General features: G+C 72.4%; 12 protein-coding genes. 3 read left to right on the forward strand and 9 right to left on the reverse strand.

All coding sequences use genetic code 11. The features are described from left to right. Together NH602_RS02030 and NH602_RS02035 are read right to left on the reverse strand one after the other, a co-directional pair. A partial coding sequence (locus tag NH602_RS02030; protein ID WP_253066833.1) for an MFS transporter occupies positions 1-1,176 on the reverse strand: 1,176 nt, incomplete at its 3' end. Continuing rightward, positions 1,173-1,808, reverse strand: coding sequence for a DUF3159 domain-containing protein (locus tag NH602_RS02035; RefSeq protein ID WP_145983051.1), 636 nt, complete (start codon positions 1,806-1,808; stop codon positions 1,173-1,175). The genes NH602_RS02030 and NH602_RS02035, both read right to left, overlap by 4 nt. Positions 1,809-1,946: 138 nt before the next feature. Between NH602_RS02035 and NH602_RS02040 the strand changes: the two genes are divergently transcribed. Genes NH602_RS02040 through NH602_RS31735 form a run of 3 tightly spaced genes read left to right on the forward strand, consistent with a single transcriptional unit; the run spans position 1,947 to position 4,091 of the window. Further along, complete coding sequence (locus NH602_RS02040; protein WP_100878274.1) at positions 1,947-2,672, forward strand: MerR family transcriptional regulator; 726 nt, start codon at positions 1,947-1,949, stop codon at positions 2,670-2,672. 27 nt (positions 2,673-2,699) lie between these two features. Then, positions 2,700-2,882, forward strand: coding sequence for a DUF4177 domain-containing protein (locus tag NH602_RS02045; RefSeq protein ID WP_073577255.1), 183 nt, complete (start codon positions 2,700-2,702; stop codon positions 2,880-2,882). Positions 2,883-2,927: 45 nt separating this feature from the next. Beyond that, on the forward strand, positions 2,928-4,091 hold the full coding sequence (locus tag NH602_RS31735; RefSeq protein ID WP_253066834.1) for a DUF1990 family protein: 1,164 nt from the start codon (positions 2,928-2,930) through the stop codon (positions 4,089-4,091). Between the two features lie 148 nt (positions 4,092-4,239). On the opposite strand, the gene NH602_RS02055 is transcribed toward NH602_RS31735, so the two are convergent. From NH602_RS02055 to drmA, 7 genes are all read right to left on the reverse strand, one after another. Next, positions 4,240-6,150 carry an AAA family ATPase gene (locus NH602_RS02055; RefSeq protein ID WP_253066835.1) on the reverse strand — a complete coding sequence of 637 codons (1,911 nt, stop codon included), beginning with the start codon at positions 6,148-6,150 and terminating at the stop codon, positions 4,240-4,242. Positions 6,151-6,230: 80 nt separating this feature from the next. Continuing rightward, positions 6,231-9,620 (reverse strand): helicase-related protein, encoded by a 3,390-nt coding sequence (locus NH602_RS02060; RefSeq protein ID WP_308292799.1) that lies wholly within the window; start codon positions 9,618-9,620, stop codon positions 6,231-6,233. 141 nt (positions 9,621-9,761) lie between these two features. Next, positions 9,762-11,309, reverse strand: coding sequence for a serine/threonine-protein kinase (locus NH602_RS31740; RefSeq protein ID WP_308292800.1), 1,548 nt, complete (start codon positions 11,307-11,309; stop codon positions 9,762-9,764). Beyond that, positions 11,306-13,144, reverse strand: a complete 1,839-nt coding sequence (locus NH602_RS02070) for an N-6 DNA methylase (RefSeq protein ID WP_253066836.1) — start codon at positions 13,142-13,144, stop codon at positions 11,306-11,308. Before NH602_RS02070 ends, NH602_RS31740 begins: the two co-directional genes overlap by 4 nt. Further along, positions 13,141-13,911 (reverse strand): DISARM system phospholipase D-like protein DrmC, encoded by a 771-nt coding sequence (gene drmC / locus NH602_RS02075; RefSeq protein WP_253066837.1) that lies wholly within the window; start codon positions 13,909-13,911, stop codon positions 13,141-13,143. The genes NH602_RS02070 and drmC overlap by 4 nt, the downstream gene beginning before the upstream one ends. Next, on the reverse strand, positions 13,908-15,812 hold the full coding sequence (drmB, locus tag NH602_RS02080) for a DUF1998 domain-containing protein (protein WP_253066838.1): 1,905 nt from the start codon (positions 15,810-15,812) through the stop codon (positions 13,908-13,910). Before drmB ends, drmC begins: the two co-directional genes overlap by 4 nt. Continuing rightward, on the reverse strand, positions 15,809-19,582 hold the full coding sequence (gene drmA / locus NH602_RS02085; RefSeq protein ID WP_253066839.1) for a DISARM system helicase DrmA: 3,774 nt from the start codon (positions 19,580-19,582) through the stop codon (positions 15,809-15,811). Before drmA ends, drmB begins: the two co-directional genes overlap by 4 nt. Positions 19,583-19,588: the final 6 nt, after the last annotated feature.

The raw sequence follows: 19,588 nt of genomic DNA on the forward strand, positions 1-19,588 counted from the left end.
GACCGCGACCGCGGCGAGCGCGATCCCGGCGGCGCCGAGGCCGACCGCGGAGGCCAGCGCCGCGACCGGCGCCGCGGTCAGTGCGGGCGCGGCGAGCAGCAGGGTGTTCTGCGCCCCGAGGACGCGGCCGCGCAGGGCGTCCGGGGTGGCCTCGATGGTCAGCACACCGAGCACCGCGCCGACCGGGGCGTTGGTGAACCCCACGAGCGCGGCGGCGCCGAGCACCACCCACGGCGAGGCCAGGCTCCCGACCAGCGCGAAGCCGGCGCCGAAGCCGAGCATCCCGACCACGAACCAGGTCCGGCGCCGCACCCGGTTCACCAGCGCCGCGTACAGCACGGAGCCGGCCAGCCCGCCCGCGGCGAGCGCGCTCAGCGTCAGCCCGGCGAGCGCGGGAAGGCCCAGCGCCGTGAAGTAGGCGGGCATCAACGTCGTCTGCAGGGCCGCGATGACAGCGACCAGCACCGCCGACACCAGCGTCGCCCCGAGCACCAGCCGCTGCCCGGCGAGGAACACCCACGACACCGCGAGATCCCGTACGGCCCTGCGCACCACACCCCCCGGAGCGGTGCGCAGAACCCCCTCGACCCGCCCGGCCCGCGGGTCCAGCAGCGCCGCGGTCAGCGCCGCGAGCAGGCTCGTCGACGCGGTCACCACCAGCACCGTCGACGCCGGGCCGGCCAGCGCGACCAGCAGCCCGCCGATCGCCGGGCCGGCCAGCAGCAGCACGTTGGACAGGTTCTCCCGCAGCGCGATCAGCCGGTCGAGGCGGCCCGGCCGCGGGTCGAGCCGGATAAGCGCCGGGAGCAGGACCTCCTGCGCGGTCATCGCGGGCACCCGCACGACCGCGCCCAGCACGCCGAGCACCAGGAAGGCGGTCATGCCCAGCCCCCACAGCGCGTCGACGACCGGCAGCGCCGCGACCACCGCGGCCCCCAGGACCCCGGCGACGACGGTCACCAGCCTGCGGTCGATGCGGTCGACGACCAGCCCCGAGACCAGCCCGGTCAGCGCGGACGCCGTGGTCGTCACCGTCGCCAGCACGCCCGCGGCCAGCACGTCCCCGGTGCGCTGCAGGACCAGCAGCGGCAGGACCGCCGCCATGATCCCGCCGCCGAGCAGGGTCAGCCCGTAGGCGGCGAGCCACAGCGCCGGGCTGCGTCGCAGCGTGCTCACCGGACCAGGGCCTTGGTGCTGCGCCGGAACGCCCAGACGACCACCAGCGCGGCCAGCACGGTCAGCGGGGTGCCCATGGCGACCCGGGCGATGCCCAGCCCGCCGGTCGCCTCGGCGACGTAGAGCCACTGCTGGATCCCGAACCGCGCGCCGAGCACCAGCGCCGCGGCACCGGTGGCGAGGTCGTGGGCGCGCAGGACCGCGGGCGTCGAGCGCCAGGGGTGCGTGCCCCCGTGGACGGCGTTCCAGATCACGCCGGTGATCGGTCGGCGGGCCAGCAGCGACCCGGCCGTGACGACGAACCCGGCCAAGGAGGCCCAGATGCCGATCACGAAGAAGTCGCGCGCCGACCCGGTCCACGCGACGATCCCGGCCGCCAGCGCGACGCCGAGCAGGCTGCCGACCGCCGAGCTGAACCTCTCCCGCTGCAGCAGCCGGTACCCGAACAGGGCCAGGCCGGTCGCGACGGCGATGCCGATGGTCAGCGGCAGGGACAGGAAGGCGTTCGCCGTCACGAACACGATCACCGGGATCGTCGAGTAGACGAACCCCGCGGTCCCGCCCATCTGGTCGAGCAGGCTCGGGGTGGCGCGGTCGCGGGTCCGGTCGTGCTGCGGCTCGGTCATGGTCATGCCGTCCTCCCTCGTCGTGATGTGCTGCAACGAGGGAAGGCCGTGCCGCCACGGCACACTCAAGCCCGAGGGCCCGTCGTGTGGTCCAGGTCACTGTCGGCTTGACCGTGCCGCGACGGCACGGTGTGGGCTCGCCCCATGACGTGGAGCACCCGGGAGATCGCCGAGCTGGCCGGCACCAGCCTGCGGGCGGTGCGGCACTACCACGAGGTGGGGCTGCTGGCCGAGCCCGCACGACGGGCGAACGGGTACAAGCAGTACGGGGTCGAGCACCTCGTGCGGCTGCTGCGGATCAAGCGGCTGGCCGACCTCGGGTTCTCGCTGCCGCAGATCGCCGACACCCTCGACGACCGCAACCACCCCGAGCAGGCGCTGCGCACGCTCGACGCCGAGCTCGCCGCCACGATCGAACGGCTGCAGCGGGCCCGCCTCGAGCTCGCCACGATCATCGACCGACGTGCTCCGGCGGACCTGCCGGTGGCCATGGCGCCGGCGCAGGCGGCCGCGCTGACCGAGTCCGACCGGTCGGTGATGCTGCTCATGAGCCGGTTCATGGGGCCGCGCAAGCTGACCGCCTACGGCGAGCTGCTGCGTGACCTGCCGGCCGACCCGACCGACGGCGAGTTCGACCGCCTGCCCGCCGACTCCGGTGAGGAGGTCCGCGCCGGCCTCGCCGAGCGGATGGCGCCGCACGTGCGCCGGATACGGGAGGCCCATCCGGGCCTGGTCGGCCCGGACGACGACGCCCCGCGCGGAGCACAGGTCCTCGCGGAGACGACGAGCGCGGCGATGCGGGAGCTCTACAACCCGGCCCAGGTGGACGTCCTCGTCCGCCTCGCAGCGCTGCTGCGGGCCCCCCACTGACCACCCGTTCACGGAGAGGAACGACCGATGTTCGAACACAAGGTGCTGCAGTACAAGCTCGGCTGGAAGGGCTTCGACTACCCGGGGATGGAGAAGGAGCTCAACGAGCTCGGCGCGCAGGGGTGGGAGACGGTCGGCACGATCGTGCCCGCGGTCGGCGCGGGCCAGACCATCGAGATCGGGGTGATCCTCAAGCGGGCGCGGGGGTGACCTCGGCGGCCCGCGTCGAGCCGCGCGCACCGGGTACCCGCGGGCGTGCCCGACTTCGCCGCGTCGCCACGACGCCACCCGTTCGACCTCGACCCGCGCTTCGGCGCGGTGCTGCTGCCGTTCGGGGTGTGCGATCCCACCGACGCCCACGTCGACCTCGACGACGACGGCCTGCGGGTCCGCTTCGGCCACTTCTCGCTGGTCACGCCGGTCCGCAACCTCGCGGGCGCCCAGGTCACCGGCCCGTTCCGGGCGGCGAAGGCCCTCGGTGCGCGGCTGTCGCTCGCCGACCGGGGCGTGACCTTCGGCAGCACCACCGAGCGTGGGGCGTGCATCCGGTTCCACCGCCCCGTCCCGGCGCTCGACCCCCTCGGTGCGCTGCGCCACCCCGGGGTCACCGTGACCGTCGCCGAGCCGGAGCGGCTGGTCGCTGCGGTGGAGCACTACGCCACGCAGACCCGGCTCACCACCGCGCGGCGCTCGGAGCCGACCCCCCAGCCGGGCCCGGTGGCCCGCGCCGGGGCCGTACTCCGCTACCCCGCGGGCCTCGCACTCACCGCCACCCGCTACCTGCGACGCCTCCCGCACGTCGACCGCGCCGAGGACACCGGTGACGCCTCCGATCTCCCGCCGCCGCTGCCGGAGGAGTTCGTCGACGCGCACCTCAAGACCGTCGGCGAGGGCTCGGGTCCCCTGCTGCACCGCATCTTCACCGTCGACGTCCGGGACAGCGGCCTCGACGCCGCCGCGCTGATGGACCGGGTGTGCGCCGATCTCGACCGTGCCGCCCCGTCGGAGGTGGTGACCTTCCGCAAGAAGCGCGGGCGGCTCGGCGAGGTCGCGGTCGGTGACGAGTACGTCGTGCACATGCCGGCGCCGTGGAACGGGCCGGTACGGGTGGTGCACCGCGACGCGACGTCGTTCCGGTTCGCGACACTGGCCGGGCACCTGGAGGCCGGGCAGATCGAGTTCTCCGCCCACGACACCGGTCGGGGCGTCGCGTTCCGGATCGAGACGTGGTCGCGGCCCGGGGACCGGCCCTCGGCGCTGGTGTTCGACGTGCTGCGGGTCGGGAAGGAGGTCCAGCTGCACATGTGGACCCACTTCTGCCTGCGCGCGGGGGATCTGTCGGGCGGCCGGGTCACCGACGGGGTGCGGGTGCGGACGCGGCGGGCGTCGTGGCCGTTGCGGGTGGGGCGACGCTCGTGAACGGAACGACCCGGCCGAGCGCAGCCGGGTCGGCACCGTCGTCGGGTGGTCCGACGCCGCACCTGGACTGGCCACGGACACCGCGAATGCCTCACCGGCAACCGGATGATCGGTCCACGCATCCGGACGGACGCAACCCGTCACCAGCTCACCTGACGGTGCCCCGCCCACACAACTCGGTCGGCAGCCCCTTCGAGTGGACGACTGTCAGGGCTCTGTTCGCACGGGTGAGAGAGGTGTAGAGAAGGCCGTGGCGATCCTGCCGTGGGGGGAACGCACCGGGCTCGACGACGACCACACCGTCGAACTCCAGGCCCCGCGCCTGGTGGGGATGGAGGACCCGGATCTCCCTTCCCGCCTTGCGCACCCGGTCCGGATGGCGGCTGTCGGCGAGGAATCCGCGGTTCCGCAGAGCCACCGTGATGTCCGACGGCCGCATCCCTATGATCGCGACCGTCCCGTTCGGATGCGCCTCGAGAAGATCCTCCGCCTCGCGGACGACGTTCACCGGGAGGGTCCGGGAAGCACAGCGCACCTGTCTCGGACGGCTTCCGTCCCTCTGCAGGGACTGCACCTGCCGTTCCGCGACCGGGAGCAGCCGCGATGCGTAGGACATGATCTGCATGGTGGTCCGGTAACCGACAGTCAGGGTCTCCAGCCCGGCGGTGGGCACCTCGATCGCGTCGCGGACGTCCGCCCAGGTCGGGCAGCTGTAGTCGGACCGCCGCTGCGCACCGTCCCCGAGCAGGGTCCAACCACCCGCGCTCAGCCGACGGAGGAGCGCCCACTCCAGTCCGGTGACGTCCTGGGCCTCGTCGACGACGATGTGTTGATAGCGACCGACGACGACACCACGGACGGCGACGGCGCACGCGGCGAGCACGCCCAGCAGACGCCGCGCGGCCACAGCGCTACCGAACGCGGGCAACTGGCTCAGGTACAGCTCCCACGCCAGGACCGACACGATCGGTTGTCCGGCGACATCGTTGGCCCGGAGCGACTCGTAGATGCGCTCGACGGCGTCGGCGTGCGCGATGCTCTCCGGCAGCTGCGCCGCCTCCCGCAGCATATGCTCGGCTCGTTCGGCGAGCACCAGGATGTCGGGGTCGACATCGCCCTTCTCCTCGGCGAGAGTGTCGTCGACCGGCACGTCGATGCCGCGCAGGTAGAGCATGATCGTGTCGAGCGAGGCCGTGCGCACGGTTCTCACGTCCGCCACCAGCTCGGCGATGGCATGGTGCACATGTTCGATGTACTGGCGGGTGGGGCCGACCACGAGGACCCGGCGACACGCCCGAAATCGCTTCCCCTCGTCGTCGTCGACGAGAAAGGCCGCACGGTGGGCGGCGACGATCGTCTTTCCGGTCCCGGGCGGCCCCTGGACGATCGACGACGCGTCCGGAGCGGCCGTCACGATCCGGTACTGGTCGGACTGCAGAGTGGCGAGCACACTGCTCAGGTGCCTGCGGCGGGGAGCAGCCATCGCGGCGCGTACGGCCGCCTCGGCGCGCAGCACGACCGGTGCCGACCCGCTTGTCGGAGAGGAGGCCGGCCGCCGTTCCGGGAACCGGGACGCGTTGTACGCCCGGGGACGTACCGGTTCGGGCGTCGAGCGTGTCGGCCCGCCGATCGCAGGAACCGGGGGCTCGGTCGAGGCTCGGGGGGAAGGAAGCGCACGTCGTCGTGATCCCGCCACCCGCAGACCGGGACCGGTGAATCCGGCCGTACCCCCGATGATGGGCTCGTCGTCGCAGGCGACGATCTTCCCGGCATCGCGGCGCAGGGTACGACGGATCGCCACGTGGTCGCAGTGCTCGTGGTGTCGGGTCCCCTGGTAGAAGGTGCAGGCGATCTCGGTGGTCCAGCTGAAGACCACCAGCCCCGCCTCGTCGCAGTACCGGTGTCCGATGTAGAACTCGGTGCCGTTCACCAAGTCGCTGAAGCGGTCCAGCTTGACCCGGCCGATCAACTCGTCGCCGTTCCTCCCGCGCCCTCCGCGGGACTGCCGACCACGGCCGTGGGCCACCGGCAGCCGATGGGCGTCGTCACGGTGCAGCACACGACGGTAGGTCTCCTCCGCCGCCCGTTCGTCGGCGACGCCGGTTCCGTCGGTTCTCCCGGGACCCACCACGGAGGCGCTCATCGCACGATCTCCAGGTAGCAGACGGCGAGCGCCGTGAGTCGCAGGTCCGACGCCCCGGTCCGGTCGAGGGCGCGGAGGGCCTCCTCGTGTCGCTCACGGGCACGACGCCGCTGGCCCTCGAAGAGTTGGCGGCCGCCGCGGCCGCGCTGCAGCGCCGTCTCCATCCGCCGTTCGATCACACCGAGCTTGCGGTCGAGCTGCTCCTGCAGACTGACCCGTCGGGCGTCGGCGAATGCGGCACTCTCCCGAACACGACGCTCGCGCTCGGCGCCGTGCCGCTGTTCCAACAGGTCGGTCGCCAGCTCGACCGGCCCCTCGAGGGCATCCGCATCGAACGCTTGTTCAGCAGGCAGGAGACGGCCCTGGGCGAGACCCGCCAGCAGCACGTCGACGACCTCCGGCGGCGCCTCCCGACCTCCCATGTCGACGGCGGCTCCCCAGATCTCCCGCGACGCACGCTCCCCGGTCCCCTCGGCCTGGACCACCACGACCGCGAACCGTCCTTCGCCGGCGGTGCTCTCGGAGTCGACGACCCGGACCGCTGCGAACCGGGCCTGGCGGTGCTCGGGAACGTGCACCGCCGCGAGGACGAGCGGATGCGTCGCCGTAAGGAGGGTCCCACCCCCGATCCGTGCCTGCTCCTGGTCGAGGAGCAGCTCGATCTCGTCCTCCTCCCGCAGCGCGTGGACGAGGTCTCGGACCTCGTGGTGGCTGCGTCGACCACGTTGGACGACCTGGTTGACCTGCTCGGCGAGGACCCCGTTGCCCCGTACCCGGATCCGGTCGGCACCGATGGTCCGCGCCCCCGGGGATCCGCTCGCGACGGCCCAGTCGTGTACCAGATGCGCGAGTTCGCGCTGTCCCACGTAACGCCCGCCGCGAACCAGATCCCGTTCCAGTCCGGAGATGTCGACGTCGCCACTGACCAGTAGGTCCGGGGCTGCGCCGGCCAGGCGCTCGGCCTCTGTCCGCTGCATCTCGATCGCGGTCGCGATCTGGTCGGTCTTCGCCTCGCGTTCGGCTCGGCTGAGAGTGAAGTCGAACGCTGCCTTCTCCAGGTCGACCAGTTGCGCCTGGACGATCGGCTCGAGGGCACCGAGAGCGCGCTCGAAGACGCCGATACGGTCGAGCACGCGCTTCAGGATCCGCTCGTCGATCGACTCCTCGTTGTAGAAGTTGACGACATGGATCTTCTCCTCCCGCTGTCCGATCCGGTCGATCCGCCCGATGCGTTGCTCGATCTCCATCGGATTCCACGGCAGGTCGTAGTTGACGACTGCGGAACAGAACTCGAAGTCGAGCCCCTCGCTCGCCACACGGTTGGCGAGCACCATGTCGTAGTCCCCTGCCCGGAACGCGGCCATGATCCGGTTGCGTTCGTCGTGCGGGACCCCGCCGTGCAGGACTGCCACACGTGCGCGCCCGGCCAGGCGGCGGTGCAGGTAGGCCAGGGTGGGTCGGGAGAACGTGAAGAGCAGGATCTGCTTGTTCAGGGCAAGCAGTTCGTCGACGGCTGTGTGCAGGAGGTCGAACTTCGAGTCGACCGTGTCGCCGAGCGCGGCCGCGGCCGCGATCAGTTCGGCGTGCGGCGGCAGGGTCGACTCCGGGATCTCGTCGTCGCCCGGGTGATCCTCGTCCCGTGGGACCCGGGTGTCCGCGGAGAGCACGGCGGCCCGGGCCATCGGGAGGCAGGCACTGGCCAGACGCAGCGGCATCTGCATGCAGAAGTGGACCGGCATGCCGATGTCGTCGGCCCGCCGCCGGCACCATTCGACGAACTGCTCGTAGAAGGCGCTCTCCGCGTTCGTCCAGACGACGGATCGGGTCCGGGGATGGCGAACGGCCTTGCCGTCGTCGATCTCGGCCTTGCGGGTGCGTGTGATCACCGACGAGAGCGCATTGAGCTCGGCCAGGTGCCGACGGGCGGCGACCACCTGCTTCGGGCTGAGGACGTCGTTCGTCAGGATGCCCCGCAGGGCTGTCGCATCGGGGCGACCCAGCAGGGGCCGCCCGAAACGCATCGTCCTCATCTCCTCGAGGATCGACAGTCGTTGCGCGCCGGTGGCCGTGCGGTCGAGCAGCGTGCGCTCGATCCGGTGCAGCACGTCGTTCGGTTCCAGACGCAGCGCAAGCACATGGGGATCGTCGAAGTCCTCCGGCGCGAGCAGTTCCAGCATGCTGGAGAGGTCGTCGTGCCCCAGGTTGACCGGCGTTGCCGTCAGGAAGACCCGTGCGTCCGCCCAGTCGCCCAGCTGGGCACCGAGCGCATGGCTCCGGGTACCCGGATTCCGCATCTGGTGTGCCTCGTCGACGATCACGAGATCGAGCTGCGGAGGGGACTCCTCCAGCACGTCGAGACCGTTCCAGGAGCGCAGGCGTTCCAGGCTCGTCACGTAGCCGAAGCGACGGGGCAGTCGGTCCTGGGTGTGCTGCTCGAGGAATCGTCGCAGGCCTGCCGAGTCCAGTTCGGTCAGCTCGAACCCGAACCGTTCCTGCATCTCCCGCTGCCACTTGCCGACCAGGGACGACGGCGCGACGACGAGCACCCGGTCGGCCGTGTGCCGGGCTTCCAACTCGGTCCAGATGAGACCGGCCTCGATCGTCTTGCCGAGTCCGACCTCGTCGGCGATCAGGATGCGGGTCGCCCCGGTCTGCAGAAGACGCAGGACAGGCTTGAACTGGTAGGGCCTGAAGACGGTACGGGTCGCACGGAAGGAGAAGACGGTGTCGGTGAGGGACGAGTGCAGCTTCGCCCGGGTCAAGGTCGCACCGAATCGCTCCACCGTCGCCGGCTCGAGATGGATCCAGTCCCCCGGGCTGCCGCCGTCGGGAACGTGGTCCAGGTCCGGCTCGACCAGAGTGATGTTGCGGTGATCGAGCCGCACCTCGTAGCGCCAGTGGCCGTGTCCGAACTTCCGGGACGTGATGCGGGTGTCCCTGCCGTCCGAGCGGGTCACGACACCGTCGCCGACACCGAAGCGAGGTGCCGGCACGACGACGGCCGACTCCCACAGGTCCTCCGCCCGGTCCCAGGCGATACCGAGGGAGTCCGACTCCTGCAGCTCGACGAGGGGGACGGCGACCCCGGCGACCGTCTCGGCACCGATGTTGACGGCGACAGCGAGCGGTTGGTCGAAGCCGGCGAACCAGTACAGCCCACGTGGGAGATCGGTGTCGACGTTCGTGCTGCGCACGGAGTCCGCGAGGTCGCAGAGGTCGGGCACACTGCCTCCCACGACGAGCAGTCGGGGGAACCGCACGATCTGGACCAACCCGGCCAGGTCCCTCGGATTCGGGTGGTAGCCGAACGAGCCCCGGACCTCCTCGGCCTCCCGCACGAATGTCCCCACCGATCCCCCTGACACCGTCGTCCCCGCTGCGCGCACTCACCGGTTCGTCACCGTCTGCGTACGTGCGGGAGATCGACAGGAGGGAGCGGGATGCGACAGCGCTCGAGTCGATCTCAACACTTCTGATGATCGACGACGCCTTCCTACGGGCGTGACCGGTGAGCGCGGACGAGCCGCTCAGCTGTCCTTACGAGCGCTGCCCGCTGCCTGCCGCAGCTTCTCCACGGTTCGGGCCTCGGCGGCATCGTGTCCGTGTGTCTCTCGAACGTCCGCGAGCAGGTCGGCGAAGGTCTCCTCCGCGGCTGTGGCGTCTCCGTGACCGAGTTGGAGGAGTCCTAGCTGCTTGCGGAGGTCGAGGACACGGTCGTCGCCGGAGCTGTGGTCGGCACGTTCGTCGTCGAGCAGCGAGGTGAGGCGGGTGAGCGCGGTGGCCGTGTCGCCGCTCAGGGCGAGACAGGTCGCCTCCTGTCGCCGCCAGCGACGGCCCTCGACGGTGGCGACCGCGCGGATGCCTGCGTCGACGAGTTCGCTGTAGGCGTGTGCGGCATGTCCGAAGTCGCCCTGGTCGAAGAGCAGGTCGGCCATCCTGGTGCGCAGACTGATGACGTCGGGGTCGGCGCCGCCGAAAGCTTGCGCGGCCGGGGGAACACCGGCGGCCAGGAGTTCGACAGCAGCCTCCCGTCGGGACTTCGCCACGAGGGAATCAACCTGTTCGCGCAGTCGTCGAAGATCCGTGCGTCGGGCCGTCTGCGGTGTCCTCGACGAGCGGCGTGGCACAGGCGCCGGGGGCGGATCCGGTGCCGGCGTGTCCGGAGGAGCGAGAACGGTGGCGAGCGCCATCGCGTACATCCGTGTCGGGGAGGGCCCCACATCGGGGACGGCCCCGGGGAGAGCTGCCAGATCGCGCACGTGGGGGGTGAGCGACGCGAAGGCTTCGGCAGCCGACGGGGGTCGGTCGTCGGGTGACTTGGCCATCAGGGACCGGACGAGCGCGGCGAGTTCCGCGGGTACGTCCGGTCGAAGGGCACGGACATCCGGGATGCGGCCGTCGACCTGCTGGTGCATCACCGCGTAGGCGGTGCCCCCGGTGAAGGGACGGCGCCCGGTGAGCATCTCGTGGAGTGTGCAACCCAGCGCGTAGAGGTCGGTGCGCGGATCGGTCAGGCCTGCCATCACCAGCTCGGGTGCCATGTAGGCCGGCGTGCCGAGGGCCTCGCCGGTGCGGGTGATGCGGCTGTCCCCCGAGGCGAGCGCGACGGCGAGTCCGAAGTCGAGCACCCGTACGGTCCCGTCCGGGCCCAGCATGAGATTGCCGGGTTTGAGGTCCCGGTGCACGAGGGCGCGGTCGTGGGCGGCGGCCAGGACGGCGCAGGCCTGGGCGGCGATCCCCGTGGCCCAGCCGACCGGCAGCGGCCCGTGTTCGGCGACGAGATCGGCGACACTCAGGCCGTCCACGCGCTGCATGACCATGTACGGCGTGTCCCCGTCGGTACCGACGTCGTAGACGGCCGGGACACCGGGATGCTCCAGCCCGGCCGTGATGCGGGACTCCCGCACGAAACGTCGGACGAGCTCGTCCCGCTGGTCGTCGTCGGGGAACCGGACGAACTTGACGGCCACCGCACGGTCCAGGCGGACATCACGGCCGAGCCACACCTCCCCCATCCCGCCGCGCCCGGCGGGCAGGGGTTCGAGCCGGTACCGGTCGGCGAGGACACGGTTCATCCGCTGGCCTCCAGGGTGCCCGCACCCAGTCCCTGCACGGCCCCTCGGACCAGGGCCTCCCCCGACTCCCGTACCTCGCGCAGCGCCGTCTCCAGTTCCGCGAGCGTGCGGAACGCCGATCCGATCTCTCGTTGACGCTCCATCGGCGGGACCGGCACGACGAGACGACGCACGTCGCTGCGCCCGGTCGTCCGGGTCTCGCCGGCGGCCGCCGCCCACAGGAGCCCGGCGAGGTAGTGCGGGTCGAGCCGGTCGGGGTCGGTGCGCAGCAACTGGGTCCGGGGTCCGAGGACGGCGCCGCCCTCGGCCACGACGACCGCTCCCGCACCCCGGGCCGCCGGGAGCGGGACGACGACATCGCCCGGGCGGAGCGGCACGTGGCCTGGTGTGGTGGCCGCGGTGCGTCCGGTCGGCCCCCGACGGGCGTGCACGTCGTGCACCGTCAGCACGGGCACGGAGGCGCGGGGAGAGGTGGCCTCGTCATGTCGGATCGGCCCCTGGTGCACGGACACGACCCCCGCCTTGACGAGGTCGCCGATCGTCGTGACGGCGTGCGCGGACCGGTCTCCGGCCGCTTTCAGGCGGGGGGCGCGGGGCAGCGCGGCCAGTGCCGCGCGGAACCGGGCGTCCGCCGCGGCCACGTCCGGAAGGTCGGGCTCGAGACGGACGTGGCGCTCCGGCGAGAGGTCGACCTCGTCGTCGAGCAGGTCCAGGATGGGGACGGCTCGCGCTCCCTCACCCGCCGGTGCCCCGTCCCGGTGTCGTCGCCAGATCGCCGGAAGGTCCTCCACCGCCGTCGCGAGCGCGATCAGCAGGTGTTGGGGAGGACCGCTGCCGGGTTCCGGCCGGTGCAGGACCCAGACGTCGGTGGGCAGCGCGCCGTCCCGTGGGAGGCCGACGACCGCGTCGAGCGCCCCCGCTCGGAGCAGCTCGTTGCGGATCCGTCGGCCCGATCGTCGGAAGGCGACGCCCGACGGGAGCTGGACGACGACCCGACCGCCGGGAGCGACGTGGGCCAGGCAGTGCTGGACCCACGCCAGCTCCGATTCCAGCTTCGGGGGGAGCCCGAAGAGCCAGCGCGGGTCGCCCGCGAGTTCCTCGAAGCCCCAGTTGCGGTCCGCGACGGGGGGTACCGACACCACCGCGTCCACGAGGCGTCCGTTCCAGGCGTCCTCCCGGAGTGCGTCACCCACTGCGACGTCACCGTCGGCGCGCGGTGCGAGTCCCACCCGGTGTGCCGCGATCTCGGCGGCCACGGGGTCGCGTTCCTGGCCGAGCGCGAGATCGGCACCGGCGCGCACCGCAGCGCGCAGCAGACCCCCCGTACCGCAGGCGGGGTCGAGGACGCCGCCGCCCACGACGACGGCCACGGTCGCCATGGCGGTCGCCAGCTCCTCGGGGACGACCGCGAGCCGCCGGGACAGGGCGCCGAGGTACTGGCCGACGACGAACTCGTGCACCACATCCGGGCCGTCGTCCTCGGCGGCGAGGAGCAGCAGGTCACGGACGTCCGGGGCGAGTCGGGACTCGTCCCTGCCGAGGAGCACCGCGCCCGTGGCGGCGACCGCGGACCCGAGATCGAGGTCGGAGGCCCCGGCCCGCAGCGCCTGCCAGGCGCGTTCCACCGGCGGCACCGTGGCCAGTCGCTCGTGGGCGGTCAGCCAGCGTTCCACCTCGTCGAGCCGGTACAGCGGGCTGGCCGCCGAGCCGCCGACGGGTTCGGGGAAGTCGGTGAACCGGCGTCGCCAGTTGCTGACCGCTGCCCGTCCCACCCCGGCGAGGCGGGCGATGTCACCGGCGGCGACGGTCGGGGAGGCACCCGGATCCGCGCTCATCGCCACTCCCCCGTGCTCAACCGTTCCAGCTCACCCTCGGCGACGAGACGGTCGATGTGCTCGACGGTGCGACGCGGGGCGGTGCCACCGCGCACCAGGATGCCGGACTCGATGTTGTGCTCGATCCCGGACCGGGTCAGGTTGGTGCTCGACACGAGCAGGATCGAGGCGTCGGCGACGGCGATCTTCGCGTGCATCCGCGCCGACGGGTTCGGACGTCGACCGGTCGGCCAGTGCCAGAGCTGGACACCGGGGATGTCACGGAAGGCCGCCGCCGGTTGGACGTCGGCGAGTGCGCTGCCCGCCCCCTGCAGCGTCTCGACGACCGCCCTGATCCGGACGTTGCGTTCGCGGGCACGGTGCAGAGCCGCCTGAACCGGTGGGTGGGGGCGGGCGGAGTAGGTGGTCAGCAGCAGGTCGTCGTGTGCCGCGTCGATCAGTCCGACGAGCACCGCGGCGGTGCTGCGGACCGGGACCGTGTGGTGCCTCGGGCCGCTCCACACGGTCTCGACCCGCTCACGCGCGGAACCGCGTTCGTGCCCGTCGGCGACGCCGCGCAGATACGTCGCGGCCGATCGTTCGTCGACCTCGTCCGTACGCTGGGCCGCGCGGATCGTGGTGACCGCGTCGGCGAATCCGGAGCGGCTGCTCAGGGCGCGCAACGCCGTGTCGCCCAGCCCGTCGTCGAGCCCGCCGGCGAGCAGGCGGACGGGCTCCGGGCCGAGCTCGTCGACGGCGCGTCCCGCCGCCTCGGCGAGGAGTCTCACGGCAGGTCCGGGAACAGGGCGGGGGTGGTCGGGTCGATCGGTACGACGAAGCGACGGTCGAGGAACCGGTTGCCGCGCTCGCAGGTCGTCTCCGACACGAACAGGCAGACGTGGCAGGCCGCGCCGTGCAGGAAGTCGGCGGTGTGGGCGGGCAACCGCTCCGCGCAGAGCGGGTCGGACGAGCAGCGCAGGGCGTCCCGCAGGGCACGGCGCACCAGCCGGGTCAGGTCGCGTTCCTCGCCGAGGGAGACGAGCCCACCGAGCGTGCCCTCGGCGTCCGGCACCGCCGTGTAGATCAGGATGCCGCTGCGGGGGTCGTCGGGGTCGCTGCTCGCGTAGATCCGTTCGGAGAGGCTCGCCGAGGAGTAGCCGCACTCGATCGAGATGGCCCGCACCATGAGGTGGGCGAAGGTGTGCATGGCGAGGTAGCGCGCGCCGGGCCAGAACGCCATGGGATCGAACGGGCCGCTCAACCGGCTCGACCGACGCTTCTCCCGGAACAGCCCGTACGCCCGCTCGTGGGCCTTCAGCGCCTCGGACTCCGCGACCTCCGCCTCCCACGCCCGCAGGCGCTCCTCCGGAAGACGCAGGAACAGCCCCTCACCACGCACCTCGGAGGCGGGGACCCACGAGGGGAGCTCGTCCCGGCTCAGTCGCACCGGGGTGACGAGGTTCGGGTCGTCCGGGTCGGGGGCGTCGAGACGGGTGAACCCGACCAGTGCACGGACCTCCCGCAGCCGCTCGGCCTGCACGACGTCGTCGAGGATCGGCCCGAGCACCTCGGGGACACCGGGCCGGTGCAGGGTGAAGTCGGTCGACGGCGGCGGAGCCTGCTCGGCGGAGAAGATCTCCCACTCCGCGGTGTGCAGGTCGGGGTAGCCCTCCTCCTGCTCCTCCTCGACCTCGGCCGCCTCGATCGCGCGCTGCGCCTCGATCGCCGCCCACAGCTCGTCGTCGTCGAACGCCTGGAACTCGGCGAGTGCCGGGACGTTGGCGCGCGCGTAGGGCAGCATCGCCTGCGGCAGTCCTTCGAGCGAGGTCCAGTTCCTCTCGACCTTCGCCGCCAGCTCGCTCGCCCCGGTCCGGGGCACGGCGAGTGCGGACAGGGTGCGCGCGAACCACTGGTTCGACGCGCCGACGACCAGGATCTGGGTCTCGCGGTCGCACCCGGCGTCGTAGGTGGTCAGGTGCGGGTGCCGTCCACGGCAGCGCGGCAGGTTCTGCTTGCCGCGCGGTCCCATCGCCTCGCGGATGTTGCGGGGCTTCACATCGCAGTGCAGGCAGGCGATGGCGACGTTGGCTCCGAGGTTCCCGCCCCGGTCCTGCATCCGCAGACGGGGGTGGCGGGTCTTCTCGCACTGCGCGCCGTGGTGCACGAAGTGCCGGTACGGGAAGTCGTCGAGGTGTCCGTCGCCGCAGGCGAGCACGAAGCGCGCCGCGACGGCGAGGGGGCGGCGCCCGCTCTTCTTGCGCGGACACTCGGCGTGGAAGAAGCGTGCGTCGTGCGGTCGGCTCGGCACGTCGTTCTCGAATCCGAACACGGTGCCGCCCGCCGGCGCCAGCTCGTCGCAGACCGTGCAGCGCAGCCAACCGGGGAACGGCACCACGGGGACACCGACGCGGGCCGCAGGCCCTCTGGGGTCGGAGTCGAGGCCGTCCGCCCAGGGTGCCGGGCGGAGCTCCTCGACGCTGCGCATGTCGCGCAGCCGGCGGATACCGGCGAGCAGCCGGGGCTCGGCGATCGTGGTGACCTCGGCGTTCTCGTGGCTCCAGTCGTCGATGCCGCGGACCAGGACCGAGAAGTTGGGGAGGTCGACCAGCGCGCCGACGCCGCTGGTGAACATGAGGTGGCTGGGGCGGACCGCGCCCACGCGGCGCCGGTGCTGTCCGGTCGTGCTCATCGCCGGGCCCTCCCGATCGGGGTGCTGTCGCCGAGCTCGTCGCCCGGCGGGTCGGTCTCGTCGTCGCCGGGGTCCTCACCGGGGGGGTCGAAGGACCAGTCGGGTCCGCCCGCGTCGCCTGCCATCAGGTCGGCCCCGACGAGCAGGTTGATCTCGTTCTCGGTCTCGCGCATGGACATCGCGATGGTGCGTTCCCCCCACGGCCCGCTCCCGGCGCGGCGCAGCAGGCCCTCGAGCGGTTCGCCCTTCTTGCGTTCCTCGTAGCCGAGCCGTTGGGTGTCGTCGTCCACGAGCCGGCCCCAGGTGTCGCGGAACGTGTTGATCCGCTCCTCCAGGTAGCCGCGGGCACGGCTCGACCCGACGTGTTCCGCCCGCGTCAACATCCGCGCGATCACGGCCTCGGCGTCCGGGCCGTGCAGCTCCACGTCCTGGGCGTCACGGTTGCGCGACCAGTCGTCGCGCCGGTGCCGGATCGCCGCGACCAGTGCGCCCGCGGTCGTGCGGTCCAGGGACCGTCGGGTGTAGGGGGTGACCGACAGCGGTTCGACCTGCCGGTAGAAGGTCGCGTGGTAGTGCTCGAAGTCCTCGAAGTGTGCGAGGTCCCGCGGGCGGGTCCAGTTGTAGAGCGTCACGACCAGGCCGGGACGACGCGGGTCACGGCCGACGCGCGACGACGCCTGGATGTACTCGGCGGTGTTCTTCGGCTGGCCGTTGACCAGCATGAGTCCGAACCGGGACACGTCGACACCGACCTGCAGCATCGAGGTGGCGAGCACGGCGTCGACCGGGGTCTCGGGGTCGCGCTCCCGGAACCTGCGCGCGAGCGGGTGGGGGTCGACGCCCTCCTTGTAGGACTGGGCGAGGTTGCGGCCGACCGCGGTCCGCCGGGCGGACGTGTCCAGCTCGGGGTCGAACCGGGTCTCCAGCCGGGTGAGCGCCTCACTGATGTCGGTCGAGGAGATGCGGGAGGTGAGCTCGGCGATGCGCAGCATCATCGTCGCGCTGTGCAGCCGGTTCGACATGCCCTTGCGGGTGCCGTGGCGGCGCAGGCGGACGGCGACGTCGTCGTCGAGGTAGCGGCGCATCCCGGCCAGCTCACGGGTGGCGTTGTAGTAGCCGACCATCGTCAGGTAAGGGTCGGCGGCGACGCCGTGCCGGTCGAGCAGTGTCTGTCCGGCGAGCAGGAGGATCTCCGCGACCCGGATCTGTGCGGACTTCTGCCGCACCCCGTGAGCGCACAGACCGAGGTACCGGCGCCCCGGGACCTCCGTCGTGGGCTGCTGGGCCGAGAACCAGTTGTCGGCGACGTCGAGGACCTGCGGCGGGAAGATCGCCAGCTCCCGGGCGAACACCCCGCACACCTGCTCGCGTGCGCGCTTGGTCGTCGCCGTCGAGGCGACGATCTTCGGTCCGACCTCGCCGCCGCGGGGACTGCGCCAGGTGCAGAGTTCGTCGACCGCGGACTCGAACAGACCGACCGTGGTACCGAGCGCACCGGAGATGAGGTGCAGCTCGTCCTGGATGATCAGGTCCGGTGGCCGCAGCCGGACGACGGGGCGAGCGGTGACCGCGGGGAGCCTGCCCTTCGCGGTGTGCCGGGAGGCGCACCCGACACGCTGGTCGAGGTCGGGGTGGCGGTAGCCGTGGCGCGGGCACTGCTCGGTGACCCGCCCGAAGAGCGATCCGGCCATGCCCCGCCACGGGAGCTGGGCCAGCTTGTCGACGGTGGCGATGACCAGGGCGGGGGTGTAGCGGTAGATCTCCTCGTCGATGGTGAGGACGGGGACCCCTTCGTCACGTCCCTCCCCCGCCGACCCGTTGCGGGAGAACGGGCACGGGGCGGTGCCCTCGCCACGCGAGCAGTAGAGCCGGGCCCGGCGCAGGGTCTCGTTCGCGTCGAGGTCGCGGTGGCCGGCAAGTCCGGTGCCGCACCACGGGCAGGTCAGGGTCTGCAGGACGTTCACCCGGCGCCCGCGGCCCGCCTCGCGCGCCTCGGTGATCTGCTCGGAGGCCTCGTCGAACCAGTTCGGCGAGACGCCGCCCCCGACCCACAGTCCGATGCGGAACGGCGTGTCCCCCCAGGTCGCGGGGTCCTCGCGGCGCACCACCTCGGCGGCGCAGACGAGCGCGGCAGCGCGTTGGAACTGCTGTGCTGTCAGCAGCCGCAGGGTGTAGCGCATGAGGACGGCGACGCCGTCGCCGCCGTTGCGGGCGTCCGCGCCCTCCCCCACGAGTCCCTGGAGCCGCCGGATCGCGAAGGTGTAGGCGGCCAGACCGAGGTAGGCCTCGGTCTTCCCGCCACCGGTGGGGAAGAACAGCAGGTCGACGAGTGCGCTGGGGTCGGCGGCACGTTCGGGGTGGTCCGGGTCGGTGAGCGACGGCAGGTTCAGCAGGACGAAGGCCAGCTGGAACGGCCGCCAGGTCGCTGCGGCGGGGTCCTGCACACGGGCGAGGGCCTCGTCGTAGTCGAGGCCCTCGGTGTCGCGCAGGCCGGCGAGCGCGGTGTGGCGGCGCTGCAGCGCCATGACCCGGTTCGCGAACCGGAACGCGGTGAGGGCATCGGCGTGCCCCTCCCGCCTCGGGTCGGTGAGGAGGTCGACTCCTGCCCGGATGCGGGTCGCGGCGATCCCGGCGGTGTGCACGGCGTGCGATCCCCGATGGGCCAGTGCCGGCGGCAGGTCGTGGCACGCCAGCGCCCGACGCTCCAACCAGCGGCTGTAGCCGTCGACGAGCGGGCGCAGCCCCCGGTCCAGGTCGTCGGCCCCGGCGACGGCCAGTGCGTCCATTCCCAGCTCGGCGCCGTCGACCGACGCCGACGCGGTGGTCGCCGGGACGTCGAACGTCGGGACCCAGGTGGTCTCCAGCCGGTGGGCACGCTCCTCGTCGTCACGCCGGTGGGCGTGGACGGCGACGTTGTGTCCCGACGCGAACCGTCGCTCGTGCCGGTAGAGCAGGCGCAGGTGCAGCTCCTCGTCGTCGACGTCCGGTCCGACGTCGCCGGCCGGGTCGTCGACGGGCTCGAAGACGGAGCGGTCGCCGTCGGCCGCGGCGACGGCGATCCGGGACTGGAAGATCCAGGCCGTGTCCTTGCTCTGCTCGGACTGGATGCGGGCGTTGACCAGAACGATCCGCACGACCCGTCGGCCCAGGCGTTCGCGCACGTCGACGGCGAGGTAGGCGCCCGGCGCCCGCGGGTCCTCGGACTCGAGCGGGATGCGGTGTCCGGGCTCCACGTCGAGCGGGACGGTGATCGTGCGGGCGACGGGCTCGCGGACCCAGATGCGGGTGGCCCGTTCGGTGTCGGCGTCGATCTCCTCCTGGCGGCGGTAGTCGCCCCAGGAGACGTCGACGGCGAGAGACACCTCGTCGCGGCCGACGGTGAACGACAGACCCATCGACGACGCCCACATCCGGCCCGCCGCCTGCGGGGTGAGGATCTCGGGCAGTTCGGCCTCGCCGACGTCGTGCGCGCCGGAGTCGGTGTCGAGCGGCAGCTCCGCGTCGTCGGCGCTCTCCAGCGGCGACGGCCGCGGGCCGAGCAGCCCGACGAGATAGCGCTCGCGGGGGCCCATCGCCCGCGGGGCGAACCGTTCGCGGTCGCCGTCCCACGGTCCGAGCAGGTCGGCCCGGATCAGCCGCTCCAGCTCGTCGCGGACCTCCGGGCTCGACCGCTCGGTGATGTCCTGCACCGCGTCGAGGACGTGAGCGGGGTCGGGGAACTGCTGTTGTTCGCCGTTCGGGTTCGCGAACAGGCCCTGTGCGCGGATCATCGACGC

The sequence above is a fragment of the Pseudonocardia sp. McavD-2-B genome (assembly GCF_024124365.1).
GTDB classification, from domain to species: Bacteria; Actinomycetota; Actinomycetes; order Mycobacteriales; family Pseudonocardiaceae; genus Pseudonocardia; species Pseudonocardia alni.

Bases quoted from the DNA above. Each gene is read 5' to 3' on its own strand.
- NH602_RS02035 (WP_145983051.1), bottom strand. From the start codon at position 1,808: ATGACCATGACCGAGCCGCAGCACGACCGGACCCGCGACCGCGCCACC.
- NH602_RS02045 (WP_073577255.1), top strand. From the start codon at position 2,700: ATGTTCGAACACAAGGTGCTGCAGTACAAGCTCGGCTGGAAGGGCTTC.
- NH602_RS02040 (WP_100878274.1), top strand. From the start codon at position 1,947: ATGACGTGGAGCACCCGGGAGATCGCCGAGCTGGCCGGCACCAGCCTG.
- drmA (WP_253066839.1), bottom strand. From the start codon at position 19,582: ATGATCCGCGCACAGGGCCTGTTCGCGAACCCGAACGGCGAACAACAG.
- drmB (WP_253066838.1), bottom strand. From the start codon at position 15,812: ATGAGCACGACCGGACAGCACCGGCGCCGCGTGGGCGCGGTCCGCCCC.
- NH602_RS31740 (WP_308292800.1), bottom strand. From the start codon at position 11,309: ATGAACCGTGTCCTCGCCGACCGGTACCGGCTCGAACCCCTGCCCGCC.
- NH602_RS02070 (WP_253066836.1), bottom strand. From the start codon at position 13,144: ATGAGCGCGGATCCGGGTGCCTCCCCGACCGTCGCCGCCGGTGACATC.